The sequence below is a fragment of the Neglectibacter timonensis genome, assembly GCF_900048895.1.
Classification (GTDB): Bacteria; Bacillota; Clostridia; order Oscillospirales; family Acutalibacteraceae; genus Acutalibacter; species Acutalibacter timonensis.
The window spans coordinates 1,042,763-1,067,874 of sequence record NZ_LT160640.1; the positions used below are offsets into that span (position 1 = coordinate 1,042,763).

24 protein-coding genes, 1 tRNA gene and 2 pseudogenes are annotated in these 25,112 nt (G+C 44.1%); 3 read left to right on the top strand and 24 right to left on the bottom strand.

The window, feature by feature from the left end:
- Window positions 1-46 precede the first annotated feature (46 nt).
- The 5 genes from murB to BN3911_RS13910 all read right to left on the bottom strand — a co-directional run bounded on the left by murB (window position 47) and on the right by BN3911_RS13910 (window position 4,748).
- On the bottom strand, window positions 47-955 hold the full coding sequence (gene murB, locus BN3911_RS13895) for a UDP-N-acetylmuramate dehydrogenase (protein WP_066866656.1): 909 nt from the start codon (window positions 953-955) through the stop codon (window positions 47-49).
- Between the two features lie 43 nt (window positions 956-998).
- Entirely contained in the window at window positions 999-1,745 is a 747-nt protein-coding gene (locus tag BN3911_RS13900; protein WP_066866657.1) for a phosphatase, read from the bottom strand.
- A 42-nt stretch (window positions 1,746-1,787) separates the two neighbouring features.
- Window positions 1,788-2,753 (bottom strand): HPr(Ser) kinase/phosphatase, encoded by a 966-nt coding sequence (gene hprK / locus BN3911_RS13905; protein ID WP_066866661.1) that lies wholly within the window; start codon window positions 2,751-2,753, stop codon window positions 1,788-1,790.
- A 412-nt stretch (window positions 2,754-3,165) separates the two neighbouring features.
- Window positions 3,166-3,288, bottom strand: coding sequence for a hypothetical protein (locus BN3911_RS17715; protein ID WP_256192032.1), 123 nt, complete (start codon window positions 3,286-3,288; stop codon window positions 3,166-3,168).
- A 104-nt stretch (window positions 3,289-3,392) separates the two neighbouring features.
- Complete coding sequence (locus BN3911_RS13910) at window positions 3,393-4,748, bottom strand: MATE family efflux transporter (RefSeq protein WP_066866662.1); 1,356 nt, start codon at window positions 4,746-4,748, stop codon at window positions 3,393-3,395.
- Between the two features lie 306 nt (window positions 4,749-5,054).
- Between BN3911_RS13910 and BN3911_RS13915 the strand changes: the two genes are divergently transcribed.
- Window positions 5,055-5,131, top strand: a tRNA-Met gene (locus BN3911_RS13915).
- Window positions 5,132-5,240: 109 nt separating this feature from the next.
- Here BN3911_RS13915 and BN3911_RS13920 read toward each other — a convergent pair.
- The 5 genes and pseudogenes from BN3911_RS13920 to BN3911_RS13945 all read right to left on the bottom strand — a co-directional run bounded on the left by BN3911_RS13920 (window position 5,241) and on the right by BN3911_RS13945 (window position 13,331).
- Complete coding sequence (locus tag BN3911_RS13920) at window positions 5,241-6,389, bottom strand: tyrosine-type recombinase/integrase (RefSeq protein WP_066866663.1); 1,149 nt, start codon at window positions 6,387-6,389, stop codon at window positions 5,241-5,243.
- A gap of 1,114 nt (window positions 6,390-7,503) precedes the next feature.
- Window positions 7,504-10,602, bottom strand: a complete 3,099-nt coding sequence (locus tag BN3911_RS13930) for a type I restriction endonuclease subunit R (RefSeq protein ID WP_066866666.1) — start codon at window positions 10,600-10,602, stop codon at window positions 7,504-7,506.
- Window positions 10,599-11,798 carry an AAA family ATPase gene (locus tag BN3911_RS13935; RefSeq protein ID WP_066866668.1) on the bottom strand — a complete coding sequence of 400 codons (1,200 nt, stop codon included), beginning with the start codon at window positions 11,796-11,798 and terminating at the stop codon, window positions 10,599-10,601. The genes BN3911_RS13930 and BN3911_RS13935 overlap by 4 nt, the downstream gene beginning before the upstream one ends.
- 1 nt (window position 11,799) lies before the next feature.
- Window positions 11,800-12,555: pseudogene (locus tag BN3911_RS13940) on the bottom strand (restriction endonuclease subunit S); the annotation flags it as partial.
- A gap of 251 nt (window positions 12,556-12,806) precedes the next feature.
- Window positions 12,807-13,331 (bottom strand): Sec-independent protein translocase family protein, encoded by a 525-nt coding sequence (locus BN3911_RS13945; RefSeq protein ID WP_066866669.1) that lies wholly within the window; start codon window positions 13,329-13,331, stop codon window positions 12,807-12,809.
- Between the two features lie 148 nt (window positions 13,332-13,479).
- On the opposite strand from BN3911_RS13945, the gene BN3911_RS13950 reads away from it, so the two are divergent.
- Entirely contained in the window at window positions 13,480-13,659 is a 180-nt protein-coding gene (locus BN3911_RS13950; RefSeq protein ID WP_009532310.1) for a hypothetical protein, read from the top strand.
- 46 nt (window positions 13,660-13,705) lie between these two features.
- Here the strand turns inward: BN3911_RS13950 and BN3911_RS13955 are convergent, their stop codons facing one another.
- From BN3911_RS13955 to BN3911_RS14010, 12 genes are all read right to left on the bottom strand, one after another.
- A complete protein-coding gene (locus tag BN3911_RS13955; protein WP_066866671.1) occupies window positions 13,706-15,019 on the bottom strand; it encodes a tyrosine-type recombinase/integrase in 1,314 nt (437 codons plus the stop codon).
- A 2-nt stretch (window positions 15,020-15,021) separates the two neighbouring features.
- The gene (locus tag BN3911_RS13960) at window positions 15,022-15,663 is read right to left on the bottom strand and encodes a recombinase family protein (protein ID WP_066866673.1); all 642 of its coding nucleotides are present in this window, start codon (window positions 15,661-15,663) and stop codon (window positions 15,022-15,024) included.
- 373 nt (window positions 15,664-16,036) lie between these two features.
- A complete protein-coding gene (locus BN3911_RS16860; RefSeq protein WP_074039141.1) occupies window positions 16,037-16,447 on the bottom strand; it encodes an HNH endonuclease signature motif containing protein in 411 nt (136 codons plus the stop codon).
- Window positions 16,422-16,703 (bottom strand): hypothetical protein, encoded by a 282-nt coding sequence (locus BN3911_RS17415; protein WP_154429971.1) that lies wholly within the window; start codon window positions 16,701-16,703, stop codon window positions 16,422-16,424. The genes BN3911_RS16860 and BN3911_RS17415 overlap by 26 nt, the downstream gene beginning before the upstream one ends.
- Window positions 16,704-16,962: 259 nt before the next feature.
- Window positions 16,963-17,646 (bottom strand): hypothetical protein, encoded by a 684-nt coding sequence (locus tag BN3911_RS13980; protein ID WP_066866679.1) that lies wholly within the window; start codon window positions 17,644-17,646, stop codon window positions 16,963-16,965.
- Window positions 17,639-17,776, bottom strand: a complete 138-nt coding sequence (locus tag BN3911_RS17260; protein WP_154669708.1) for a hypothetical protein — start codon at window positions 17,774-17,776, stop codon at window positions 17,639-17,641. Before BN3911_RS17260 ends, BN3911_RS13980 begins: the two co-directional genes overlap by 8 nt.
- A gap of 2 nt (window positions 17,777-17,778) precedes the next feature.
- Window positions 17,779-18,132: a DUF5681 domain-containing protein gene (locus BN3911_RS13985; protein ID WP_066866681.1), complete on the bottom strand. Its 354-nt coding sequence runs from the start codon at window positions 18,130-18,132 to the stop codon at window positions 17,779-17,781.
- A gap of 442 nt (window positions 18,133-18,574) precedes the next feature.
- The gene (locus BN3911_RS13995; protein WP_147578621.1) at window positions 18,575-19,567 is read right to left on the bottom strand and encodes a hypothetical protein; all 993 of its coding nucleotides are present in this window, start codon (window positions 19,565-19,567) and stop codon (window positions 18,575-18,577) included.
- A gap of 2 nt (window positions 19,568-19,569) precedes the next feature.
- Window positions 19,570-19,695, bottom strand: coding sequence for a hypothetical protein (locus BN3911_RS17720; protein WP_276778557.1), 126 nt, complete (start codon window positions 19,693-19,695; stop codon window positions 19,570-19,572).
- A 23-nt stretch (window positions 19,696-19,718) separates the two neighbouring features.
- Window positions 19,719-20,015, bottom strand: coding sequence for a PC4/YdbC family ssDNA-binding protein (locus tag BN3911_RS14000; protein WP_066866686.1), 297 nt, complete (start codon window positions 20,013-20,015; stop codon window positions 19,719-19,721).
- Between the two features lie 434 nt (window positions 20,016-20,449).
- On the bottom strand, window positions 20,450-20,974 hold the full coding sequence (locus tag BN3911_RS17505; protein WP_066866688.1) for a restriction endonuclease subunit S domain-containing protein: 525 nt from the start codon (window positions 20,972-20,974) through the stop codon (window positions 20,450-20,452).
- A 2-nt stretch (window positions 20,975-20,976) separates the two neighbouring features.
- Complete coding sequence (locus BN3911_RS14010; RefSeq protein WP_066866689.1) at window positions 20,977-22,524, bottom strand: type I restriction-modification system subunit M; 1,548 nt, start codon at window positions 22,522-22,524, stop codon at window positions 20,977-20,979.
- 825 nt (window positions 22,525-23,349) lie between these two features.
- Between BN3911_RS14010 and BN3911_RS14015 the strand changes: the two genes are divergently transcribed.
- Window positions 23,350-23,754: a hypothetical protein gene (locus BN3911_RS14015; RefSeq protein ID WP_066866691.1), complete on the top strand. Its 405-nt coding sequence runs from the start codon at window positions 23,350-23,352 to the stop codon at window positions 23,752-23,754.
- A gap of 271 nt (window positions 23,755-24,025) precedes the next feature.
- On the opposite strand, the gene BN3911_RS17725 is transcribed toward BN3911_RS14015, so the two are convergent.
- The gene (locus BN3911_RS17725) at window positions 24,026-24,499 is read right to left on the bottom strand and encodes a hypothetical protein (RefSeq protein WP_276779446.1); all 474 of its coding nucleotides are present in this window, start codon (window positions 24,497-24,499) and stop codon (window positions 24,026-24,028) included.
- 18 nt (window positions 24,500-24,517) lie between these two features.
- Window positions 24,518-25,078 (bottom strand): annotated as a pseudogene (locus BN3911_RS17860) (collagen-like domain-containing protein); the annotation flags it as partial.
- Window positions 25,079-25,112 lie beyond the last annotated feature (34 nt).

Below are 25,112 nucleotides of genomic sequence, written 5' to 3' on the forward strand. Positions count from 1 at the left end.
CACTATAGATTCCTTTTTTAAGAAGCACTTGGAGACTGCGCCGCGCCTATTCCGTCATGCGCACTTCACACTCCAGCTGAATCCCTTTTTCCCGGTATACCGTCTCCCGAATCCTGTCGATCAGCTGCAATACGTCCCCGCAGGACGCATTGCCCAGATTCACAATAAAGCCGGCGTGCTTCGGGCTTACCTGCGCCTCCCCCACGGTGAGCCCCTTCAGCCCGCAGCCTTCGATCAGCGCGGCGGCGTAGGCTCCTTCCGGCCGCTTGAAAACGCTGCCCGCACTGGGCATGTCATAGGGCTGCTTTTCCTTTCTGCGCTGCATCAATTCTTCCATCTTTCCGGAAATTTCTGTACTGCTCCCCGGTTTCAAGACATACTCTACCGACGTGATGATGTCCCCAGTCCCCGTATAGCGGCTTTTCCGGTAGGAAAATTTCAATGCTTCCCCTTCGGCGACTCCCTTTATTCCCCCGGCAGACACAGAATGTACCCGCCGGACCACGTCTTTCATCTCGCCGCCGTAAGCTCCCGCATTCATATAAGCCGCTCCGCCCACGGAACCTGGGATTCCCCAGGCAAATTCCAAACCCGTCAGGCAGTTCTCCCGGGCAAAGGCGCACACACTGGCTAAAGTAGCGGCCGCACCGGCCCGCACCGCCGCGCCGCCTATCAATTCTACCTTTCTGAAATCTCCGGAAAGGGAGAGCACCGCCCGGCGAATTCCCTGGTCCGAAACCAGAAGGTTGGAACCGTTGCCCAGTACAAAATAGGGTGTGTTTGAATCGTGCAGCGCTCCCAGCATACAGCTCAGCTGTTTGACCGTTTTCACAATGTAAAAACGGTCGGCAGGTCCGCCGATGCGAAAGGTGGTATGCAGCTTCATGGGTTCATCCCTGCGGATTTCACAGCCGCACGCTGCGGCTGCATGGTCGGTCAGCATGTAATCAGGCATCAAATCTTTCCTCCCGGAATTCATTTTCTGGATCGGGAATGGATCAGTAAGGTCTGGTCTCAAATATATTCGTATAGGCCCTGAGATAATCGTTCAGCCGCTTCTCGGAGGCATTTAAAATTAGTTCCTCAGGGAAATCGATTTCCTCCAGCATCCGCAGTGCATGGGAAAAATTCCCCACCTGTGCCTCAAAGTGGGCGTCGGAATTCACAACCAGGGGCACGCCGTATTTCTTGCAGGCCAAAGCGATCTTTGTGCAGTTGGGAATATTCCGCTTTCTGGCGTCAAAAGAGTGGTTGTTGATTTCCACCAGCTTGTGATTTGCTCCGAATTCCTGGATCACCCGGTCGTAATCGTAGGCAAAATTCGGGTCCCCGCTGTGCGCGATCACATTGACCCGGGGATCCTTCGCCACCTGCAGCCACAGATGGGTGCATTTTTCCACATCCGGATCACGAAGCTCTTCCAGTCCGAGATTGTGAATGGATGCTACAATCCAGTTGAGCTTGGGCACATCCCGTTCCTCCACATCCAGCGCACCCTCAAAATCCAGGACATTTGCTTCGATACCGCCGATCGTCATCACGCCCCGGTAGTAAAGCGGCAGCTCGCACAAACAGCCGAAATACCAATCTCTGGGAGAGCCCGGCATCGTTTTGGCATGATCGGTCACCGCCAGGGCATAAAGCCCACGGTCGGCGGCAGCCCGCACCATCTCGCTGAAAGTGCTGTAGGCGTGGGTGGAAGCCAGGGTGTGGGTATGAAGGTCGGCAATTATATTGTATCCCATCGTTTGGGTCATCCTCTCTTACGTCTTGAAAATCTGCAGATTTCAGATGTCCAGGTCGCGTTTGATATCGTCGCTCTGCAGCACGGAAATATCCATGCCCAGGCTGGAGAGCAGCTCCTGCGCCGCATTGTAGCCCATTTTTTTCTGCCGGTTATTCATGGCGGCCACCTCAATGATCACCGCCAGATTTCTTCCCGGCTTAACTGGAATCGTCATCACAGGCACGCGGATCCCCAGGATTTCCGTGTATTCGCTGTCAATGCCCATCCGGTCGTAAACCTTAGTGGCATCCCAGATTTCCATATTGATGCACATATCTATTTTTTCGGAGAGCTTCACCGCGCCCATACCAAAGATGCGCCGGGCATTGATGATACCGATCCCCCTGAGTTCGATAAAATGGCGGATATTCTCCGGCGCCTGCCCTACCAGAGATTTGCTGGAAACCCGCCGGATCTCCACTGCGTCGTCCGCGATCAGCCGGTGCCCCCGCTTGATCAATTCGATGGCGGTCTCACTTTTTCCCACGCCGCTGTCGCCCACCAACAGAATGCCTTCGCCGTAGACCTCGATCAGTACGCCGTGCCTGGTGATGCGCGGCGCCAGCTCCACATTCAACAGGGATACCAGGTCAGCCACCACATTGGAGGTGGAATCCCGGGAGGACAGCAGGGGAATATCATACTTTTTCGCCGCGGCCAGCATATCCTCGCTGGATTCAATGCCCCTGGCCACAATGACCGTGGGGGGATGCAGGGCAAAGAAATGATCGATTGCCTCCGCCTTTCGCTGCTTGCCGAAGCTTTTGAGCATTTCGATCTCAGAACGCCCCAGAATGGTGATGCGGTTGGGATCAAAATATTCACAGTAGCCGTTCAACTCCACACCGGGCCGGTTGACGTCTCTGGATTTAATCAGAATTTCATCCGCGCTCCTGGGCAGATAGACCTCGCTAAGCCCCAATTCCTTAATGACCTTTGCCAATGCTATGGTATATTCCTCGACCATATCAATTACGTCCCCTTCCGGTTGTTTTTTTCATGAAGTTGCTCTGCTTTTCCCAATGTATTCCGTCCGGTACCTGCCGACGGGTTCCTCTCTCCAGACACAGACTTCCTCTTAGCGTTCCGGGCCGAATCTTCCGCCATCGTTCCAATCCTGCCACAGACCGTACTCATCAACAATTTCCAGCATTTCCTCAAAGGCTAGAGCGCCCGGCGGCACTCCTTCCAATCGTCCTCTCTTGGCCTTGGACTGAAAGTGATCAGAATTTTCAAAACCATGTGCTCAGCCAGGGACCGCACTCTACTGCCAGGTAATGGTTTTTTTCCGCTTTGGGATGCCTCACTTCTTTCGGACTCTGCCCTGAGATTTTTCCTCGCAGGCACAGCGGTCCGCCATATTGGCGGGATAGCGGCGCTTACTGAACGCTGAGCTTTTCCAGCTGGACGGCACGCATAACATCCAGGGCCTCTACCAAAGGCAGATTACTGAGGCTGACATAGAGGCCCGCAGTCCGGTCAAAAAACTGGTATAAATACATTCAAATTCTTTTCCCCAGCAGATTTTCCATCCCCAGCGCAAACCATCATCCGAATCAAGCTTTCTTTTCTATTATAAGGGAAACTGACCGAAAAATAAAGCATCTCACGTTTTTTGGCGGAAAGAAATTCGGAACCTCTTTGGTATCCAGACTCCTGTAAAATAGAAAACGCAGGACAATACCGAGGCGATCACCCAACCCGCCGGCCAGGACATCCAGATTCCCCGGGCCCCCTGTTCTGCGGAAAAAAGATAGGCCAACACTACCCGCAGCACAAGATCAGTAAAGGTAGCTACCATAAAGCACTTCATAGCCCCCGCCCCCCGCAGAATGCCGTCCGCCATCAGCTTCACAGCTATGAACAGGTAAAAGGGCGTGACAATCCGCAGAAAATCTGTGCCAGCCTGCATGGCCTGTACGCTGGCGGTATCCATAAACAGCGTCAGTACGCCGGAGCTGAGAAAGCAGTAGACCGCCGTAAAGGGCAGCGCCACAAGGAGCGCCATGATCAGGCCGGAACGAAACCCCCTCTTCACCCGTTCAGGCTTCCCGGCGCCGATGTTCTGAGCGGTAAAGCTGGACAAGGAATTGGATAAAGCCGTAAACGAAGTTAACGCAAATGTATTCAGTTTCACCGCTGCGCTGTAACCGGCAATGACGGAAGAGCCGAAGCCGTTGACCAAATTCTGAATAAACAGGTTCCCCACGGAAATAAAGCTTTGCTGTAAGATACTGGGCACCGCAATCACCGCAATTTTTCGAAATACGGAAAAAGAAAACAGCCTGCCGGGCTCTTTGGACTCCATCCGCCTCACCCGGCGCAATACGGCAACCAACGCAAACACAGAGGCCGCGCCCTGTGCCAGAAAAGTAGCCCAAGCCACGCCGGCCACCCCCATATGAAATACCGCTACAAACAGGAGGTCCAGTCCGATATTCCCCAAAGAGGAAGCTATAAGGAAATAGAGCGGGGTACGGGAGTCCCCAAGAGCCGTAAAAATACCGGAGGCAATGTTATAGAGGAACAGGAAGGGAAGCCCCCAGGTATACACGTTCAGATAAAGAGCGGAGTCCCCAAAGATATTGGAAGGAGTCCCCAGCACCGCAAGAATGGGAACCCCGAAAAAGGAGCCCAGTATAGTGAGCAGCAGGCTCAGCCCGCCCACCGACAGGATAGAGGTGTTCACCGCTGTCTTCATATTGCCCAGATCTCCCGCGCCAAAAAGCTGGGAGATCACCACGGAACAGCCGATATTGCACCCCAGAGCAAAGGCCATAAAAATCATCGTAACTGGAAAAGAAGCTCCCACCGCAGCAAGGGCATCCTCTCCGGCAAATTTTCCGGCAATCACACTGTCTGAAATATTATAGAGCTGCTGGAATGCCACGCTGAGCAGCATAGGCAGCGTGAACCTCACCAGGATTCCCGCAGGCCTTCCCTTTGTCATATCCGTTGTCATCCGCAACATCCTTTCTGAACCCGACCCATCTTATAAAACTTCTAAATAAACTTTCAGATCATTCCGTAACGCCGCAGTTTTCGTCCCGTGAGTGCGTTTTTCGCGCTGCTCCGGCTGAAAAACAGAGAAACAGATAGCAAATATTATAGCATGAATCCTATTTCAAAAGCACAACAGGAAAAGAAATTACGATTTAAACAAAATTTTATTTAAAACTCCACTATATATCCAGCAAATTTTCCCCTTGCTTTTTTCACCATCTCGTACTATAATAATAAAGCTGAGTCAAGTACCACAGCAAAATATCGCGGGGTGGAGCAGTCCGGTAGCTCGTCGGGCTCATAACCCGAAGGTCGTCAGTTCAAATCTGGCCCCCGCAACCAAATTTGCCCCGGAACCACTAGGTTCCGGGGCTTCTTCTGTGTCTGGAATATTTGCCGTTTTTGCTTCTGACCCTTTTTCAGACCCATACGGGGAAAGAACCGGAAAGGTTTAGAAACTACTCGAGAGAATGTTCCCCATAGTACTGGCCGCTTCTTTCTGCGCGGCGGTGGTGACATGGGCGTAGGTGTCCAGCGTAAAGCCCGCGCTGTAATGTCCCAGCATCCCGGATACCGTTTTTACGTCCACGCCGTTCTGTATCGCTAGGGTGGCAAAGGTGTGGCGTAGATCGTGGAACCGTACTTTTGGAAGCCCTGCTCTCCCCAGCACCCGGTGAAGCATGTTCAACACACTGTCCGGGGAGATCGGCCCACCTGTGGGGGATGGAAACACATACTCACCGGATACCTTCTGGCGCTGGCCTGTCAAAATTTCTATTGCATCTGATCCTATTGACAGGGTGCGGTAGGAATTTTTCGTTTTCAGTGGGGCTTCTACTACCTCACCATTGATTCTGGTAATTTGGCGGCGGATGGTAAGTGTTGCATAGTTCAGATTTACATCTTCCCACTTCAGCCCCAGTAGCTCACCCCGGCGAAGTCCGGTGACCAATTCCAGATAGTACATCTCGAACACACCGCTGTTCCTGGCTTCCCGGAAAAATGCTGCAAGCTGTTCCGCTGTAAGTGTTTTCATTTCTCTATGCTCCACCTTGGGCAGGGCGCAGGAATCAGCTGGATTGGTTGAAATCAACTTTTGACTCCTGGCCAATTCCAAAGCGGAGGAAATGATCTGGTGGATATTGCGGACAGTCTTGGGGCTGAGTCCCTTGGGTTTATTCTTTGACTCGACACGCTCCACCCTGCCGCCCTCCAACAGCTTCTTGTACAAAGCTTGCAGTTCCAGTGAGGTCAGCTTGTTCAGCGGGATGTCTCCGATGGCCGGCTTGATATGGTTTTTGATGTAGCCTTGATAGGTCTGGTGTGAAGATGGACGCACCTTGATTTTAGCGTAATTCTCAAACCATACGTCCATCCATTGCCCTACCGTATACCGTCCGGCTTTCACTACATCCAGACCCTTGTTTTCCTCAATGGCCTGCTTTAACTTCTCTTTCGTTTCCGCCTGCGTTTTTCCAAGGACATTTTTGTAAATGGGCTTTCCAGTGTCAGGATCACGCCCAGCAGTATACCGCCCCTCCCATCGACCATCTTTTCGCTTCCGGATATTGCCTTCGCCGTTGGCTCTACGCTTTGCCATGAAAATCGCCCCTTTCTGTAACCACAGACCATACCATAAAGGCGGTGACAATGTCCACCTCAAATCGTTCAAGTTATCAGAAAGTTATCAGTTCAGACACAAACAGGCAGAGAGAAGAAAAACGCCTTTCTTTGTTTTCTGCGGTGCAGATTTTCAGCTATCGTTGGAGCCCAAAGCTATTATGGAAGCTGTAAGGTGAGCTGAGTTAATCAGGCCCATTTCCAGAATAAGGTCTCGGCATACGGGTCAGCATACTGGATAAGGGCTCTGTTTCTAGATGCGGCGGGCAAACCAGCTTTGGAACAGCATAATGGGCTATTTTTTAGCATACGTCCTTGACCTGCCGTCCGGCTCTGCCGGACGGTGTCTTTCGGCGGTTTGCAGCCTCTGGCAGCATACCGCCTTTATCCTGCTCCGAAATCGGAGGGGCCTTTTGTCCCTTCTCCCACGATGTGTTTTGCCTTTCTCCCCCTTTAAGGGGCTGGGGGAAAGCCGGGTTTGCCCGGCTCCTGCGGACGGTGTATAGCCGGACGCTATGCTTGCCCTGCCCAGAGACAGGAATTCCTCCTGCTTTCTGCGGGGTGTTCTGTGGTTCTGGCAGTTTTCGGAAACTTCCCCAGATTTGCCCCAAAAAGGCGGCTTTCCCTGTGGGTGGTGTCCCCCGTTCCTTATTTCCACCGGAAACCCGCTCAAAAAGGCTCGGAGGCCCCCTCTCGTTCGCATCTGCCCGCACCCTTGCTCTGGATAGCTGCGCTTCGTTCCAAAAGTCCACCGCTTCCTGGATAGGACGGATCGTGTAGAGTAAGCTGCCATTCCGCTTTTGGCCATCCTTTGTGCAAATGGACGTTGGCTCTGTGGTAATGAGTTTCTTTGCTTCGAGCCCCCGGACATGTTTGCTCACTATGTTCTTGCTCATTCCTACCGTCTTACCAATGGTGGAATAGCTGGGATAGCATTGAATTACTGAAAGATGAGGCTTCTGCTCCACTTGGATCAGAAGCCTCTCATATCACTATCAATACGGTTTCCGCTATATCTCCCAAGCTCTTGCGGAGATCGGTTATTTTGTCGAGTTGCGTATCCCAAAACGCTACCGCTTTCTCGGCAATTTGACCTATATCGTACCGCCTACACCTTTAAATTTATCTACAAAGGCAGCCATTTTGTGGTAAACGGTTTGCTTTTTTGTTAAATATCTAGGGTTTAATGGACTCATTTTAGGAAGCACTTCATTCAATTCTGTTCCGTTTTCACTGGCATATCCCTTTTTCAAAGAAGTAAGGATGTAACGCCTTGCAGCATCTTGGTTAAGCTCCTCGGTATGAATTAACTCCTTGGCCTCTCTTTTTTGTTCCGCTTGAGCAAACGAGAAAAAAGAATCAATAATGCTCGCTCTGTCTTCAATTTTGTCCAAGTCTGTTTGATTAATAAAATCGATTACCAAGCTTTCCTTTGCGCGATTACCCAAACTGGAGCGAATCAAGCGTCGCACATCTTCAACCAAGGTTTCTTTGTTTTGTAGTTTTTTGTTTTTCTCAAATATGAGTTCAAGAATATAATCGAGATTAATCTCCTGTGATTTTAAGAGGTCTACCTCAAAAATAACATCATCCCAATCAACCGAAGACGCTCCCTTTTCCTTGTCAGCCCCTTCTCTGCGGAGCCAGTCGCGAATATCGTTATAGGCAGAGCGATAATCCTGAATGATTCTTTCTTCTGGCACAGTTATTTCTTGCATAGCCGCAATGTCCTCATCGTCTACATTACGCGCAGATTTGAACTCTTCAACGGCTTGAGGGTCTTGTAAATCAACCGATTGTAATGCCTTTAAGCTCACAAACTCATCGTAGTTTTGCAGTATATTCTCAACCCGCAAATATTCACCAAACAGCTTGGAAAAGTCCTTTTTATCCTTTTCGGTTACAATGCTGTCGATAATCGGAAAGCGTTCGTTCAGTTCCTTTACCAGTTCTACATATCCACGACAAGCCTCGCCGGTAGCAATGTTGGTAAAGCCTTGCATATATTCTTTATAGCTTTTTTCAAGCACAATATTTTTTGTATGGTCATCGCCAAAACATTTAATAGCATCAATGGTAGCCTGTTCCAAATCTCTAAAGGTGACGATGTTTCCAAAGGTTTTTGTTGAGTCATAGATACGGTTGGTTCTTGAAAATGCTTGTATCAAACCGTGATAGCGGAGGTTTTTATCAACAAATAGTGTATTTAAAGTTGGTGCATTAAAGCCTGTCAAAAACATTCCGACCACAATCAAAAGATCAATTTCCTGTTTCCTTACCCGGTTTGCAAGGTCACGATAATAGTTTTGAAATTCCTTGCTTTCTACGCCAAAATTCGTTTTAAACATAGCATTATATTGTTTGATAGCATAGGTTAAAAACTCTTTTGCGCTGCTATCCATGGCTGTGGGCTCAAATGTTTCATCCACAATTTCGCCAATGGCATTTTGCTCCTCGTTGGGGGCATAGGAAAAAATTGTTGCAATTTTTAATTGTTTTTCGCTTTCCGCTTGCAAGCGGTTTAACGTTTCATAGTAGAGCTTTGCCGCATCTACACTGCTCACAGCAAACATGGCATTAAATCCTCTTGCCCCGGCATGAGAGCGGTGTGTCTTTACCCAGAAATTATTAAGAATATACCGGGAAATCTCTTTGATTCTTTCGGGGTGAAGCAGCCCCTCCTTCGTTTCGGCGGCGGTCAGCTTTTTCTCATCCTGCTCCATTTCGATCGACTTAAACATAGGGCGAACATCGTTATAATCCACCTTGAATTTAAGCACTTTTTCATCCCTGATGGCATCGGTGATAACATAGGAGTGCAGTTGACGCCCAAACACAGAAGCCGTGGTTTCAGCGCCGAGTGCATTTTCGGGAAAAATAGGTGTGCCGGTAAATCCAAACTGATAATACTGTTTAAACTTCTTATGAATGTTTTTTTGTGCTTGGCCAAATTGTGAACGATGCGCCTCGTCAAAGATGAAAACGACTTGCTGATTGTAGACAGGTAAATCCGCTTCGCTTTTCATCAAATTATTTAACTTTTGAATGGTTGTTACAATGATTTTATTGTCATCTTTTTCGATATTGCGTTTTAGCCCAGCGGTGTTCTCAGAGCCGTTGACGCTATCGGGAGAAAACCGCTGATACTCTTTCATTGTCTGATAGTCCAAGTCTTTTCTGTCCACCACAAAAAACACTTTGTCTATAAAATCCAGTTCCGTGGCGAGCCGTGCGGCTTTAAAGCTGGTTAGCGTTTTACCGCTGCCTGTGGTATGCCAGATGTACCCGCCGCCTTCATTGGTTCCCCATTTTCCAGCATGGTAGGCGCTTTTTATCTTCCACAAAATTCTTTCCGTTGCAGCAATTTGATACGGACGCATGATGAGCAGATTGTCGCTGCTGTCAAAGACAGAATATAGCAGGAGTACGCTCAGCAAGGTGTTTTTTTGAAAGAATGTTGCGGTAAAATCCTTTAAATCTTTAATCAGAGCATTGTCAAACTTTGCCCAATTCATGGTAAAATCAAAACTGTTTTTATCTCGTTTTGTGGTGTTGGCAAAATAGCGGCTATCGGTTCCGTTGGAGATTACAAAAAGTTGCAGATACTTAAACAGAGAATTTTCCGCATTGAAACTCTCCTTGCTATATCTATTGACTTGGTTAAACGCTTCCTTGATAGAGACCCCACGCTTTTTTAGCTCCACTTGAACCAAAGGAAGCCCATTTACCAAAATAGTAACATCATAGCGGTTGGCATGGGTTCCGGTTTGTTCAAATTGCGAAATGACTTGCAGTTTGTTTTTGACTATATCCTTTTTGTCCACCAGATAAATGTTTTGAATATGTCCATCGTCAAAAACAAAGTCGTAGATATAATCGTTATGAATTTTACGTGTTTTGTCGATGTGGCTGTCACTTGGTTTATCTAAATACTCCTCGCAAAAGCGTTTCCACTCGTCATCTGAAAACTCCATCTTGTTTAACAATTGAAGCTGAACCCGGACATTTTCAAACATCGCCTTTGGGGTAGTGAGTTTTGGGAGATATTCATAACCTTGGTTCACCAAATCGGCAATTAACTCACGCTCTAAATCTGCTTCGGTTTGATAACTGGTGCCCTGCTGTTCAATTTTTGTATAGTTATCTAAAACGATAAAGCGATTCGATTCAGCAATTGTTTTACAATCTGTCATATATCTCTCTCCCAGTTATTGAACCTGTGGTTTTTCTTGATTTCCTTCAGTAAGTACGCCAGAACTCTTTTGTCATTTTCCGTTAACTCGACAATCTCTTCCGCTGAATGTTTTGAATGGCTGGAAATATTAATAATCCTACTCTCATAGGGATTGGCCCTGCCATCCTCCATTTTAGGCAAAAGCTCTGCCCAGTTTTTATAACCTAAAAACGTTGAAGTTTTTTCTAAAAGGTTCCTAAGGAAGTTGAAATGATATTTTTGTATTTGACTTGTCTGAATGGCCTTTTCAATTTCAGCTTTTAAGAATAGATGGTAGGAAAACGGAGCATCGTTATTTTGAACCGATAAGTTATATTGGCCATCTTCCTCTTTTTTTAGAAAGTATTTTTTAAATGTCGCTTTTTTGAACTCGTTAAAAAGCACGTTATAAAAGAGAGGGTTATGGGTGGTAATAATAAACCTGAGTTCGGATTTGCTTTCTTTGATCAGCTGAGCCAGATTTACCGCCAATTCAATCAAGTGATTATCATCTAATGAGCTTACAGGGTCATCTATAAATACATATTCTAAACAGTCAAACTGATGCGTTTCTCTATCATTTGCATCTGGAACATTTAAAACATCAACGACCTGCTCAAGCAGCGAATAAAAAACACTCCAAACAAAACAGCTCTCTTCTCCTTTGGAAATTTTGATGTGATCGGAACGCTCGTCATTACCACGTTCATAAGAAAAGGTTACTTCCGTAAAAGCTGGTATCGTCTTTTCTGTCCCATTGTCCTGAATGGTGTACGGCGCATTAAAATGCGGCGTCAATTTTTCATCGGTGTAATGTTGAAAGTTTTCAATGATACGGCCATCTTGCCCTTGGTCTTCAAAGACCCAATGCGTAAAAACATTTGGCTGTATTTTAAGCTTAGGAGCAAGGTCATTTACTAAATCATTGTCCCAATAGAACAAATCTTCCGTAAAAGCATTATAATAGATTATTTTCTTGCTCTCGAATCCAGCTTCATCAGCATCGGATTTAGGGACAACCAGTTCTTTAAATTCCCTGGAAAGCCTTGTCTTGCCTGTTCCATTAAAGGCATAAATTAGTTGTACTTTTACATCGGATGTGCTTTCAGCTTTGGCTTTTATTATGTGCTTTGCGTTTTTTAATTCCTGCGCAATTTCATTTAAACTTTTCCCCATACTATACCTCTATTTCAGCTTTTGGAAAGGTAAGCAGCTTATCACGGTAGTATTCATATTGTTGCTGTCTTGCCTTGATCTCAGCAGGCAGACCGCTTGAAATGTCGTTGCAAAGCGTATCAAAACGGTCGAGGATGTCCACGATGCGTTGTTGTTCGGAGAGAGATTTATCGATATCGTTAGGGTACGGAATTGGAATATCGGTTTTCTTTAAATTTTTATTATACAGCCTCTCTATCGTTCCGCCCTCAGCAATATACCACTTTGCTATTTTGTAAAAGTGAAACAAATACTTGTTTAATACACGGGCTTCATTATTTTCAATCCAAACAATATTACTGTCCTGAAAATAGGCATCTTGCCCATCAAAAACAACAGCCTTCCCAATGGTTCCGCTTGCTGAAATCAGGATTTCTCCAACTTTAGGATAATTATATTTTGATTTATATTCATTGAAAAGTTCACGAGAAATATAAGCATTTGCTTTTTTGCCAAATGTACCTATCTTGTAGAACGGAATGTCGCCTTTATCGAGAGTTTGTTCTTTCAAAATTCGATTGCACATACGTACTTCACCAATATCTCCCAGTTTTATCCATTCAAATCTATCGTCATCGAACGCAAACAGTCTATCCCTATAATACTCATACTGCTTTTTTCTCGCTGTAAGCTCTGCTGTAAGCTCCGCTGTAAGCTCCGTGAAATTGTCCAGAATGCGGACAATTTCCTTTTGCACAGGGAGCGGGGGGAGGGGGATTAAAAAAGTAGAATACTTTGCAATCCACTGTCTAGAGTGATCGACTGGCTCATATTTAATACTTTTCATAAAAGATTAACAGGCACTCGCCGTATCTCTCCATAACTCTCCCTAAGTGATACCCGTATTACCTTTTTGGGATTTCTACTTTCCCTAACTCGGCCTATCACTCCACAGCACTCCGTAAGTTTAGTATTACGATAGTATAAAGAAAAGCCTTAACCATTCATTCGTGGTCAAGGCTTTCGTTTTTACTGTATTTCTTCTATTTCACCAGTATCTTTGTTTACATGGTATTCTTTAAGAAGCATACCGCTGAAAAGCAATTTTGCATCATGTTCTTCTTTGTCAACATATTCATACACAGATACATCTAATAGATTTCCCATAACAGAGATTTTTGTCGTTGTCTTGTAATTGAAGTTGACTATTGCATGGATTTCATCATCACTCTTGAAATATTCTTTGTAGTAATCCAATGCGTAGTCTTGCATTTCGATATTTTCTGCGATTGTAGCAATTCTCCAATTCCCAGTAACATCATTAGGAACATTGGTAACTACAAAGGAAATATCGTCTTTGGCTGTGCTTTCGTCCTGTGTTTTATCTGACTGTTGTTCAGTTGAATTGATTGCGTCTTTTGCTCCGTCCTCAACGCCGTCCTTTGCTCCTGTGTTTCCAAAGATAGCGGCCAGAATAACAACAATTATTACCCAAAACCACCACTTCTTGAAAATAGGTTTCTTGCCATTGCTTTTGGTTGCTTTATCTTTCATAATGCCATACCTCCAAGTTTGATTGATATTAGCATTATAGCAGAGTGTAACACAAAAGTACAGTATAAAATCAACTCACTATTGTGTCATAGTTTCGAGGTACTTGTCAATACTATAATGTAATCAAAACCAATGGAGGATTTGCATTATGGAGAAATTTATCGTGACACCTAAAGAAGATAAATCTGTCACAATGACGATACGCATAGATAGAGCCTTGCAAGAGGAATATAACGATTTAGCAGCGAAAACAAATCGTTCCCGTAATGAACTTATCAGCATGGCTTTACAATATGCTTTAGACCACATGGAATTGAAAGATGAATGATGACTAAATGAGAGCCTTTGGATTTTGTCCTCTGACTCTCAATTATTTATGCGTTCAATCGCAAGAACTCATTTACCTTTGTTGCAACTTCCTCTTGCTGTTCCTCAAAGCTGTGAGCGTAGATATTCATTGTGGTTGAACAGGTTGAATGTCCTAATGTCTTTGATATTTCAATGATGTTGATTTCCAGATAATTCAGCAGAGTAGCACATGAATGTCTCAACCCATGAAGCGGAATAATCGGTAATTCCTCTAATCCCTCGGCCTTTGCTTTATCTGGATTATTCTGCACCCATTCATTATAGCGGTGTAAGTGCTTCGTGAAATACTGATAAGGTGTTGTATGCCCCATAAGTTTTCCATCTGCTTGAATGAACAGATTACCACCATTGCTCAAATCGCCTTGCCATGCAGTACCATGACTAAAGCGTGTTTGCATGTACTCTGAACGATACCGCCATAGAAGCGGGATTACATCATCTGGGATAGATACCTTTCTGACAGATTTCTTTGTCTTAGGCTCTTTATAATCAAATCCGTTTTCCGTCATACCCACCGATTTTGAAATAGAGATTTTCTTTTCCTTAAAGTCAATGTCATTCCAGTGCAAAGCAAGTGTTTCGCCTTTTCTGAATCCACAGAACAATGAGAGGGTAAAGAACACTTTGTATTGTGTAGGCACAGTATAGGATTCTGTGTACTCATTCACATAGTATGGTTTACCTGTATCATCAATACGCTGATGGCCTTTGTAGGTTACCTCGTATGACATATCCAGAGATTTCATAAACATCAATGCTTGCTTTGGAGTAAAGAACTTTAAGCCCTCGTCCTCGTCTTTTCTCTTTGGTTTTTGTGCGTCTTGGCAAGGATTGTTCTCAATCATGCTGTAACGCTTGGCTGTCTTAAAAATCAGATTCAACACATTAGCAAATCTCTTTATTGTACCTGCGGAATAATCGTCAACCAGAGTTCTATAAAAGGCTTCAATGTGTGGTGTTTTGATATGAGCAATCTTGTCTCCCTTAAAGTAGGGAATGATTCTGCTTTCCAAAATCTGTTTATATCCTGCATAGGTACCATAAGCAATGTTATCTTTAACACTCTCAAGCCATTTGTATGCAAAATCTTCAAATGACATTTTTTCTGCGTTGTAGTCGTAGCCATATTTCAGTTTATCTTCCATATCCATGGCATACTTCTTCGCTTCTCGTTCTTGTTGTTTGGGTGTTGCTGACTGATTGACTGAATATGTAAGATTCTTAACCAGTTTGTTTCCCTTTTTATCGTATCCTTGACAGATAACTATGCGATAAACAACTCTACCGCTTTTGTACTCAACTCTTTTAACAGATGCCATTCTTAACACCCTTTCTCAATTTGATTTTTGTAACGATAGAAGGTCGGCTTCGTCATACCTAATTCTTTCATCAGTTCAAATGGTTTCTTTTCCCCTTGCTGTACTAAGCGGTAGTGGGTAGCAAATTCTTCAAGGTTCATAACTCTTGGTCTGCCATAATCGTCCCATTCTCCACGAGCCTTTTTCTGTTCAATGCCTTCTCGTTGCCTTTTCTCTTTTTTCTCAATTTCAGCCTGTGCCATGCTTGCATACAACTCAATCATCATATTATTGATAGTCTCTAACATCATACGAGCCATTGAGTTTTCCATAGCTGACAGGTCAATCAATGTTGTGGGTAATTCTAACACCATAACACGAATACCGTTGTCCTTAAAGAATCGTAATTCCTTTAGTGTGGCTTCCTTGTTTCGTCCTAATCGGTCAAGCTCTGTGACGATCAGCACATCACCACTTTCAAGGATTTCATCTTTCAGCATTGTGTAGCGTGGTCGGTTGAAGTTCTTTCCTGTCTGTTGGTCTGTGTAGACCTTGCCCTTATACAGAGAAATTGCATTATCAGCACAATACTTGGTGAGTTCTGCAATTCCTCTGTCTAAGTGCTGGTCCTTTGTGCTTGTCCTGTGATAAGCTACATATTTCATTCAGACACCCCCTTATCGTATAAATCACAGTTTCCACCATCAATAACGGTAGAGGGCTTTTCTTCGTACATCTCACATTTAGAAACATTGCATGGCATATTCGTATCGTCATATTTGTATAGGCAATCCGTACACACCAAATCAGCGTTTCTGATAAGCTCAAACTTTAGCTTGTCATTCTTAAACTTATCGTTCATCTGAACACCTCATTTCTTTATCGAACATCTGTTCGTTTCTGATTTAATCATATCAGGCAAGTCTCAAAAAGTACACACTTTTTATGAGAATAATCAAAAGTTTTTACGCATACTTTCTGATACTTATTTGAGGTTTCATTTGCATGGTTTCAAAAAGTATAAATTCTGATACCACATCAACAAGCGGCCATTTTTCTCTTTTCTTGCCAGTACCTTTTAACGCTTTCGCTCCGTCTAATGGAAGCACTTCCATAATGAATATTCTGTTTTGGTGTGACAACTTCAAGATTCTCAATACAGTTATTTGTTTTGTCCTCGTCCTTATGATTGATTTGCATACCCTTTGGAATAGGACCAACATGAGCCATATACACCAAGCGATGAACCAAAGTCTGTTTATACTCATTTTCATCATTGTATAAGGGAACTCTTACATAACCAGAACTATTCCTATTTGGCTTTAAGATTTTGTCATTGTCGATACTGTAAACCTGCCCGTCAGTAGAAATAAGATACCTTGAAAATCCCTCTGCCTGTTCCCATTCAACAGGGGTATTGCTTTTATGCTGTGTTGCTCTCTTTGTCATTGCTCTCAACCTCCGTTTCGCCGGTATTGAGAAACTCAATGAATTTATCCACATTCACAAGAAACTTATTACCGGACTTAATATGCACGATTTTGTTCTGTTTGCACATCTGCCAAAGTGCTTTATATGAAATACCAGATTCATCTGCAAGAGTCTGTAAAGGCACCATACGAGGAATGCGTACATCTGATACAATAAAGTTAAACTCCTGCTCTGGTAGAGTGTTCGTATTGTTTGCATTATTCTTCTTTGCCATTTTTGTATTCTCCCTTTCGATTAGGGACACGAATACAAATTCATCTGAACTATTGTATTGTTGCCCATGTTTTGTGTTTGCTCCGTCTGGACAACTGGACTATTCTTTAGTGACCGATTTATTATATTCTCAATTTTATGTTTATCCCCAGAGGTTCTCTGTTGACTTCTGGTGGACTTTTATCCTATACCATAGGAATACATTACCTTATGACTTCTGATTCAATCTGGATTATCCTGTGTTATTCTGGGATTATCCTTTATGCTGTCTGTTCGTCTGGATTCCATGCGGAAGGCTTCTTAAACGCATTGACCTGTTTTTCAATGTTTCTAAGGTGGAATCCCTGCATATACACAGAAGCAAGCCCCTGTTCAGCTTCTTTCAGTTCAGATTCTTTCAATCTGTCAAAAGCCTGTTCAGCAGAAGATTTACTACCCTCAAAAGCACGCTCCCTAATCTTTGCAGATACCATATCAGCATAAGCGGGATATTTAAGCAGTTCCAGAACAGCCTTGCTACCGACAACACCAGAATTGATAGAATCCGTCAAAACCTTAGTAATACGGTTTGCATGATTGCTGTTCATTACCTTAGGCATCTGAGACATAAGCTGAAGTGCTTTGCTCTGTACTGCCTGTGTATCGTCCTTTTCATTTGCATAGTCATAACCACGATTGCGGATTTCCTCAACCCTGTTATTCATACGGTCATACACAAAAGCATTTTCAGCAACCATATCGTGAAGTTTGCCCTGGAGCTTTTCATAGATTTCATTTACCATGTTCTTATCAACACGCTTATACACAGAAATAAAATCTCTGACGCTTGCAACCAGAATACGCACATCATCAATGGTCTTTGTTTTTCTGAACTGTTCAAGCAGTTTATTGTAGTTCTCAACGATAGTCAGTCCGTTATTTGCAATAGTATTGACTTTAGCCATTTTCTTCTTCCTCCCATTCGTTATTTTCGTTCTCGTCTGACACAATCACAAATCCTTGCTCTTTGTAATATAAGTCATACGCACCTTGCGTTACCTCTGTGGTAACTGTTCCGTTTGTAATCTTTACCATAGTTATTCGTCCTCATTTTCATCTGGGGCATTGTTCCATTCATCTTCCCAGTCATCTTCGTTCCAGTCCTCGTTTTCTTTACCGTATGGAACAATCCTAATCACAGTAGGAGCAGTATCTTCTGTACCGTCTAAAAGAAAAGCAGTATTTGCACCATAAGCCTTGTCAATGATGTACTTACAAGCATTGAATCGGTCCTTGTTATATCTGTCATTGGCAATCTGGATTATGCTTTGCAGAGCTTCAACGGTAGAAGATTTAAGCAACCTCTGAAATTGCTCCTTTTGTGATTTCTGCTCTGCGGTTTGCTTAGGTCTGCCTTTTGGATTACCACTTTGTCCTTTAGCATAAGGCATAGAAAATCACTCCTTCCTACATATCATAGATGTTCACGCTCCTTGTTGTAGGATTCCAGTTCTCTATGAATTTCTGTTTTACTTTGTCTTGTGAGAGATGAGATAAAATCTCTTGCTTTTCCTGTATCTCTGCTTTGAGAGATTCAATCAGCATATTGTAAGCCTGTGTTCCCGTTCTGGGTTTGTGCTTCAATGTAATGTCTGCTGATATGCGTTCTACCTGCATTAGTGAACACCCCCTTACTGTTAATGTACTGTTATCTGTTTGTGTATCTGTCTCATATAATTATGGACAAGATTTGATTTTTGCAATTTGCTCAAATGCTTTGTGAAACACCTTTTACACCCCAATGAATGGTGGTTTATGCTCAATTTATGAGATTTTCAGTTTTTCAAGTTTGGGGTCACAGGGTAACATCGAATGTTACTTTTCAGACCTGTTTTATCCTAAAGAGTTGTGCATGAGTTTGAGCGTTCTAAGCACATCTTCTGGAAAACCCATATTTTTCTCTCGATAAAATGAAACAATGCGTTTTGAGCTATCAGGCTGTTTCTTGAATACATACCACTTCTTTAATGCCTTGCGTAATACCTCGGTATCTACAATGAGTTCCTTACACTTAATCAAAGTTTCGCTTACTTCCTTTCGTGGAGTAGAGCAAGTTAAACTTTCAAATATCTCTTGCACACAGGCATTCAGCATAGGGGTAATATTCTTTTTGCATATTTCATCAAATGTCACTTGATACTGGTCAATCAGCGTTTTGATTGCTTTTCTCGTAAGAATATCCTCTAATGATTTCTTGGTTGAATACATACGGTCAAGCATTCTGTCTAAGAACACCAATTCCACACGAATCAGATTTGACTCAACTTTAAGATTACCTGCTTGTCTTTGCTGAAAGGTTTTGTCATACACCTTTAACACCCATTCATGGGGTTTAGTTGTTGTGATTCCTCGTTCTGGTTTCCTGTGTGTTTTTCCGTTTGGGTCGGTTTCCTTATACACAGTAACCTTTGCAAAAGACCTCTCAAACAATCTAATCACATCTTTTGGCTTGCAATTACCAACGCATTTTATCGTTAGATTGCATTCCATTTTTGTGACACTCATCATTGAGAGAAATTCATCAGAATACTTATCCTTTAAGTGCTTTTGCAAATATGACCTCATGTGCTCAATGACTTGGTTTCTTACCAATTCGATTTTGATACAATCAGATAGTTGAAATGGCTGAACATTATTTGGCCTGATTGCGTTAGGCAAATTAACATAAGCAGACAGTTTGCCACCCCAACAAGATATTTTCATTATGTCATTTCCAGATTCATTCGTGAGATTTTCCTCTGGAAGATTTATGCTCTCTAAGCCTTTTATTGTAAGTTGCAGTTGAAAATTCATTCCGTCTGCACCTTGTAGTTTCTTCGTTCCCATTTTCACACCTCACCCATTGCTTTCTTTATATCTTTAATCAGTGAAGCGGTTTCCTTAATGATTTCCTCAATTAAAGCAATGTAGCTTTCTGCATAATAGTTTCTTTCGTCAGTCTTTGCTCCGTTCATATTCAATACCTCACATTCTTTGCTCACATATATTCATCAATGCAATTCACATCAATGCTGTTCAAGATTTCCCTTAACTTGATAAACTCTTCCTTAGAGAAAGTGATACCACGCAAAGGATACTGCAATCCGTCTCTGTCAGATACTCGCCACGCTCTAATATCAAACACAGGCTTTTTGTCGTTCCACTTTACAATCGACACTTCCTTTGAGAATCCACGAAAGCCCACCATGATAGTGTCAATATGTTCCTTTACTTCGTATTCGGTAACCTTACCAGCATTACACGCAAATTCATGCTTATTTGTTTTGTTATCCATTTTCCTTGTTCCTTTCATTTGCTATTTGATTTTGGGCAACAAAAAAGAGAAGCCAGTTAAACCTCGTCTAAAGGTAACTTTGCTTCTCTAAGCATTCAAAATATTAAATTAACTGGTCTTTTCCGACCTGTATATATTATACCACATTATTTTCTGAAAGTACATAGGTAAAATAAACTTTTTTCCTTATTTTTCCGACAATTTTCTTGAGGTCATTTTTATATATAATCCTCAGATTAACCAGATTGACCCCAGATTGATTTTAATAGATTAACCTATATTTTATATATCCTATTCCTAAAATTCAATTCTGGATTATTTGGGAACTTCTGATAATACCTCTTAAATAAACAGTAATAGAATAGTATAAAGTTGTTTTGATTATCTGTAAAATACAAAGAAATTTAAGGGCAAATAAACTGAAACTCATTTGTTCAGTTTTGCATTGTGCAGTATGAGCAGTAATTGTCATAAAAGCTTTTAACTGCAATACTTTGTTGACCTTTTCTACCTTGCAAAAAGTGAAACTCAATGCTGTATTTTGCTATATTGCTTGTGATGTCAGTATTACGCTTGCTGAACAAACAAGCACAATCCTTTAAATGATACACATATTTGAATGATATATATTTAATTTTTTCCGGTTTTACTCTTAGCATTTTCGTGGCTGAAGATTTAATTTTAAAGCTAAAATCCACCCAGTGAAAAGATGTGGTAAAATCATCAAAAATAATTGTTGGATTTTCTTTTGATGCAACATATATTCCATCTACTTCACTTGTGTACCCCAATATAAAAGATTGTCCGGCAGTTAAAACGGGTGTTTTAAAGCTATCATTGTAGTTAGTGTCTTTAACAATATATTTTGTGGGTTGTTCATAATCTATCACTGAATCTAATTTGTCATACTCTACCCCATCGGGGCAAAGTTCCTTTATAAGTTCCTCTAGTTTACTCATCATCACACCTCGATTTCGGCAATAATCTCATCAATCTCAGCACGAAGCTTATCAATTTTTGCGACAATTGTTTTAATCTCAGCGTTTAATACATTGATATCAATGACTTCCCGTGTGTCCTTCGCCTCCACATAAGAGCTTACGGAAAGATTATAATTTGCCTCGGCAATCTGATCCTTATCCACAGACTTTGCCACGTGGGCAATATCCTCCTTGCGGTCAAACAGTTCCAGAATTTTTTCGATATGGTCTTTGGTCAACACATTGTTGTTGGTTTCCTTTTTGAAAAACTCTTCGCCGCTTGCATCAATAAACTGTACCTTTGTATCGCTTTTATGCTTGGACAAAACCAAAATATTCACAGCGATAGAGGTGCCATAGAAAAGGTTAGACGCAAGGGAAATAACCGTTTCCACAAAGTTATTATCCACCAGATATTGTCTGATTTTTTGTTCTGCACCGCCACGGTAAAAGATACCTGGAAAACAGACGATAGCGGCACGCCCCTTGCTGGAAAGATAGCTCAGGCAGTGAAGCACAAAAGCAAAGTCCGCTTTAGATTTGGGCGCCAGTACACCGGCGGGAGCAAAGCGGTTATCGTTAATCAGGGTGGGGTCATCGCTGCCCACCCAGTTGATGGAATAGGGAGGATTGGATACAATGGCATCAAAGGGCTTCTCGTCTCCAAACTGCGGGTCAGTCAGTGTATTTCCAAGGGCGATATGAAACTTGTCATAGTTTACATTGTGCAAAAACATATTCATACGGGCAAGGTTATAGGTGGTGTGGTTGATTTCCTGCCCAAAGAAACCGTCTTCGATAATATGAGCATCAAATTGCTTTTTCGCTTGCAGCAGCAACGAACCGGAACCGGCGGCTGGATCGTAAATTTTGTTTATCAACGTTTGCTTGTGGATTGCCAGCTTTGCAATGAGCTTGGAAACGCATTGAGGGGTAAAAAACTCCCCTCCCGATTTGCCTGCATTGGCAGCATAATTAGAGATTAAGTATTCATAGGCATCGCCAAAAAGGTCAATCTGGTTATCCTCGAACCTGCCAAAATCCAGATCTTCCACGCCTTTGATAACAGCGGCTAAACGACTGTTTTTGTCCCTGACCGTATTGCCCAAGCGATTGCTTGTGGTGTCAAAATCGGCAAATAAACCTTTGATATCCAGCTCGGAAGGATAGCCGTTGGCGGAACTCTCAATGGCATCAAATATTGTTTTTAATTCGGTATTTAAGGTATCATTGGAATTCGCATTTTTAGCAATGTTGGCAAATAACTGACTGGGGTAGATAAAATACCCCTTTGTCTTGATTGCATCCTCTTTGATTTCTTCGGTTATGATGCTATCGTCCAGTTCTGCATACTTGACGCTCTCATCGCCGCCTTCAATGTAATTCGAAAAGTTCTCGCTGATGAAACGATAAAAAAGCGTTCCTAAAACATATTGCTTAAAATCCCATCCATCTACGGAACCACGAACATCGTTCGCGATTTTCCAGATTTTGGATTGCAGTTCGGCTCTCTGTGCTGCACTTGACATTTATAGTCCTCCATGTAATCTTAATGAACAATATTCAAACCTTAGAAAGTCTGAGTTGCTTATATTTTTCTTTTACTATCATAAAGTCACTGTGAAGCGAATTTTCTGAAATGTGTAAAACCTCCCAAGATTACAGTTTTCTGCTTTCATTATACAGCGTTGCTGCGAACAATACAAACAAAAGTCAAAAATCTGGCAATTTATCGTTCCATAGACTCCTCTACATAAACGCTTATATAGAGCTCATTTTCTTTGTTTCCTGCATCCCACTTTTTGACCCACTTTCTGACCCAGAACAGGAAAGAAACGGGTGGAGTGGTCAGGAGCCGACCTTCGGGTTTTTGGGACTTTTCCGAGAGAAAAGTGTCCGAAAGCACCGAAGACAAGCCGATAAATGCCCTGACCGCAGCTCATAACCCGAAGGGCGCTGCTCGCCGGTGGCGAGCGTCAAGCGCTGACCGGAGCGGAGCGCAGACCGTCAGTTCAAATCTGGCCCTCGCAACCAAATTGGCTCCAGAACTCAGCGTTTCCGGGTTTTTATGCCTTTTATTCTACTGACTCAAATTTTGAAACGCAAAGACAACAGCGAAGTCACTCAGGACACGACGCCTAATTGTCCTGTAGCGCAACGCGCATATTGCTAAAATATATAATTATACAACATTATTGAGAGGCTTCTGCTCCAAGTGGCGCAGAAGCCTCTTATATTGCTGTCAATTTAGAAAACGGAATACTAGCCGGGATGCTCTCGTTGTCATATCTTGCAAGATGATTTAAATTGGTCTATACTTAAATAAAGAAAATCCCCCGTGATTGGAGAAGTATATGAAGTTCATTTACTACCCCACGAAAGAAGAAGTGGAAAAATATTATGGCACGGATGAAACCATAATGATGCTGGTTTCCTACGATGGAGAATCCGCAGTTGTATCGCCCTCCATTGAGACCTTTGAACATCACACTTTGTTGGCGCAGGCCGGGATTCGGGAAACCGACATTGATAAGTATTTCCGTATTGTCTTCGACAATGTAGCCGCAGACTGGACGTTCGTCTGTCCCCCAAATTATCGCGGTATCACCGATAAGCAAAAACGTATCGCGGAGTTCTACAAAGACGGCTTCCGTTATATTTCCCAAGCTCTTGCGGAGATCGGATATTTCGTGGAGTTGCGCATCCCAAAACGCTACCGCCGCCATTTTGATATTATGAGCGAAAAAATTACAGAATAAATTTTCTATGCAACAATCTTAAATATCATTAAAAAAGCGGTATGAGCAGAAATTGTGTCCTCTTCTTGATCCCTTTCTGGAAATGAGGCGCATGAAACAAGGCGTAACTGAGCGAAGATCAGATAAGAGAATCTAAAGATGGCGGCCGAAAAAGCAAAAAGAACGTTCTGAAATGAACGCAGAGACCAGGCTCCCCGTTTTGGGAAGTCTGGCCTCTGCGTTTTCCTCATTACATTTTACTGTATGCCCTTCTTCCCTCTTTCCAGTCCGCTCAAACAATTCCGCTGGGATAGGGTCCCACACGGGTTACGGAGAGAAAGGCATTGCAATATTGATCAGTGGCGGGCAAAGTTACAGGCGTATTGCCATCTCCAGAATCCACTCTCAAAGAGACGCGGGTTCCCGCGCCCATCCGGCGGACAATGGTACCGCTGACCAGTACATTGGCGGACAATGGAATTTTCCCGCTCTGGTCTGTGCCGCCCGGCAGAAAAGTGATTGTGGCGTAGGCGGGCATTCCTGTAGTAGCCATCGCAGCATAATCAATCTGGTAGAGTCCAGCTTGGTTAACTTCCAGATATTGATTTCCCGTAAGCAGCCGGGTGTCATGAAGAGCGCCCACCTGATCAAAGGCTACGATTCCATAATTGGGTGCGGTAAACCTTTGGGCTCCATGACTTGAAACAGAGCCCGCCACCGCCAGTGACGGTCCTGTAGGCCCGGTTGGGCCGGTGGGACCGGTCACACCGTTGGCGCCTGTTGGACCGGTAGGCCCTATGGGACCGGCAGGGCCTGTGCTTCCAGTGGGGCCTGCTGGTCCTGTCGGTCCAGTTGCACCTGTGCTGCCGGCAGGGCCGGTGGAACCAGTCGCTCCAGCAGGCCCTGAAGGTCCCATGCTCCCAGTCGGTCCGGTTGCACCTGTAGCGCCTGCCGGACCAGTCGCCCCTGTACTGCCCACAGGACCGACAGGACCGGTCGCACCCGTTGGGCCTTCCGGCCCCATACTCCCGGCTGGTCCGGTTGCACCCGTAGCGCCGGGAAGACCTTCAGGCCCTTGCTCCCCTTCGGGTCCTGCAGGTCCGATGGGGCCTTGAGGGCCTTCCGAACCTGTATTCCCCTGGAGTCCTGCTGGGCCCGTCGGTCCAGTGGGACCGGCGTCTCCCCGGTTCCCCTGAGGGCCCATGGGACCCTGCCGTCCCGCCGGACCTGTTGCGCCAGCCGCGCCGGCGGGGCCCTGCGGGCCCTGGGGGCCTTCCGGACCTCTTATGCCGGCAGGCCCCTGAGAACCCGTGGGTCCCTGCGGACCTCGCGGACCTGCGGGACCTGTCGGACCGGTGGGACCTGTGACTCCGGTCGGC

Bases quoted from the DNA above. Each gene is read 5' to 3' on its own strand.
- hprK (WP_066866661.1), bottom strand. From the start codon at position 2,753: ATGGTCGAGGAATATACCATAGCATTGGCAAAGGTCATTAAGGAATTG.
- BN3911_RS13980 (WP_066866679.1), bottom strand. From the start codon at position 17,646: ATGGCTAAAGTCAATACTATTGCAAATAACGGACTGACTATCGTTGAG.
- BN3911_RS17260 (WP_154669708.1), bottom strand. From the start codon at position 17,776: ATGGTAAAGATTACAAACGGAACAGTTACCACAGAGGTAACGCAAGGT.
- BN3911_RS13955 (WP_066866671.1), bottom strand. From the start codon at position 15,019: ATGGCATCTGTTAAAAGAGTTGAGTACAAAAGCGGTAGAGTTGTTTAT.
- BN3911_RS16860 (WP_074039141.1), bottom strand. From the start codon at position 16,447: ATGACAAAGAGAGCAACACAGCATAAAAGCAATACCCCTGTTGAATGG.
- BN3911_RS13920 (WP_066866663.1), bottom strand. From the start codon at position 6,389: ATGGCAAAGCGTAGAGCCAACGGCGAAGGCAATATCCGGAAGCGAAAA.
- BN3911_RS13995 (WP_147578621.1), bottom strand. From the start codon at position 19,567: ATGGGAACGAAGAAACTACAAGGTGCAGACGGAATGAATTTTCAACTG.
- BN3911_RS17415 (WP_154429971.1), bottom strand. From the start codon at position 16,703: ATGGCAAAGAAGAATAATGCAAACAATACGAACACTCTACCAGAGCAG.
- BN3911_RS17720 (WP_276778557.1), bottom strand. From the start codon at position 19,695: ATGAACGGAGCAAAGACTGACGAAAGAAACTATTATGCAGAAAGCTAC.
- BN3911_RS13900 (WP_066866657.1), bottom strand. From the start codon at position 1,745: ATGGGATACAATATAATTGCCGACCTTCATACCCACACCCTGGCTTCC.
- BN3911_RS13985 (WP_066866681.1), bottom strand. From the start codon at position 18,132: ATGCCTTATGCTAAAGGACAAAGTGGTAATCCAAAAGGCAGACCTAAG.
- murB (WP_066866656.1), bottom strand. From the start codon at position 955: ATGCCTGATTACATGCTGACCGACCATGCAGCCGCAGCGTGCGGCTGT.
- BN3911_RS13930 (WP_066866666.1), bottom strand. From the start codon at position 10,602: ATGACAGATTGTAAAACAATTGCTGAATCGAATCGCTTTATCGTTTTA.
- BN3911_RS14000 (WP_066866686.1), bottom strand. From the start codon at position 20,015: ATGGATAACAAAACAAATAAGCATGAATTTGCGTGTAATGCTGGTAAG.
- BN3911_RS14010 (WP_066866689.1), bottom strand. From the start codon at position 22,524: ATGTCAAGTGCAGCACAGAGAGCCGAACTGCAATCCAAAATCTGGAAA.
- BN3911_RS13935 (WP_066866668.1), bottom strand. From the start codon at position 11,798: ATGGGGAAAAGTTTAAATGAAATTGCGCAGGAATTAAAAAACGCAAAG.
- BN3911_RS17505 (WP_066866688.1), bottom strand. From the start codon at position 20,974: ATGAGTAAACTAGAGGAACTTATAAAGGAACTTTGCCCCGATGGGGTA.
- BN3911_RS13960 (WP_066866673.1), bottom strand. From the start codon at position 15,663: ATGAAATATGTAGCTTATCACAGGACAAGCACAAAGGACCAGCACTTA.
- BN3911_RS17715 (WP_256192032.1), bottom strand. From the start codon at position 3,288: ATGTATTTATACCAGTTTTTTGACCGGACTGCGGGCCTCTATGTCAGC.
- BN3911_RS13945 (WP_066866669.1), bottom strand. From the start codon at position 13,331: ATGAAAGATAAAGCAACCAAAAGCAATGGCAAGAAACCTATTTTCAAG.
- BN3911_RS13950 (WP_009532310.1), top strand. From the start codon at position 13,480: ATGGAGAAATTTATCGTGACACCTAAAGAAGATAAATCTGTCACAATG.
- BN3911_RS13910 (WP_066866662.1), bottom strand. From the start codon at position 4,748: ATGACAACGGATATGACAAAGGGAAGGCCTGCGGGAATCCTGGTGAGG.
- BN3911_RS14015 (WP_066866691.1), top strand. From the start codon at position 23,350: ATGAAGTTCATTTACTACCCCACGAAAGAAGAAGTGGAAAAATATTAT.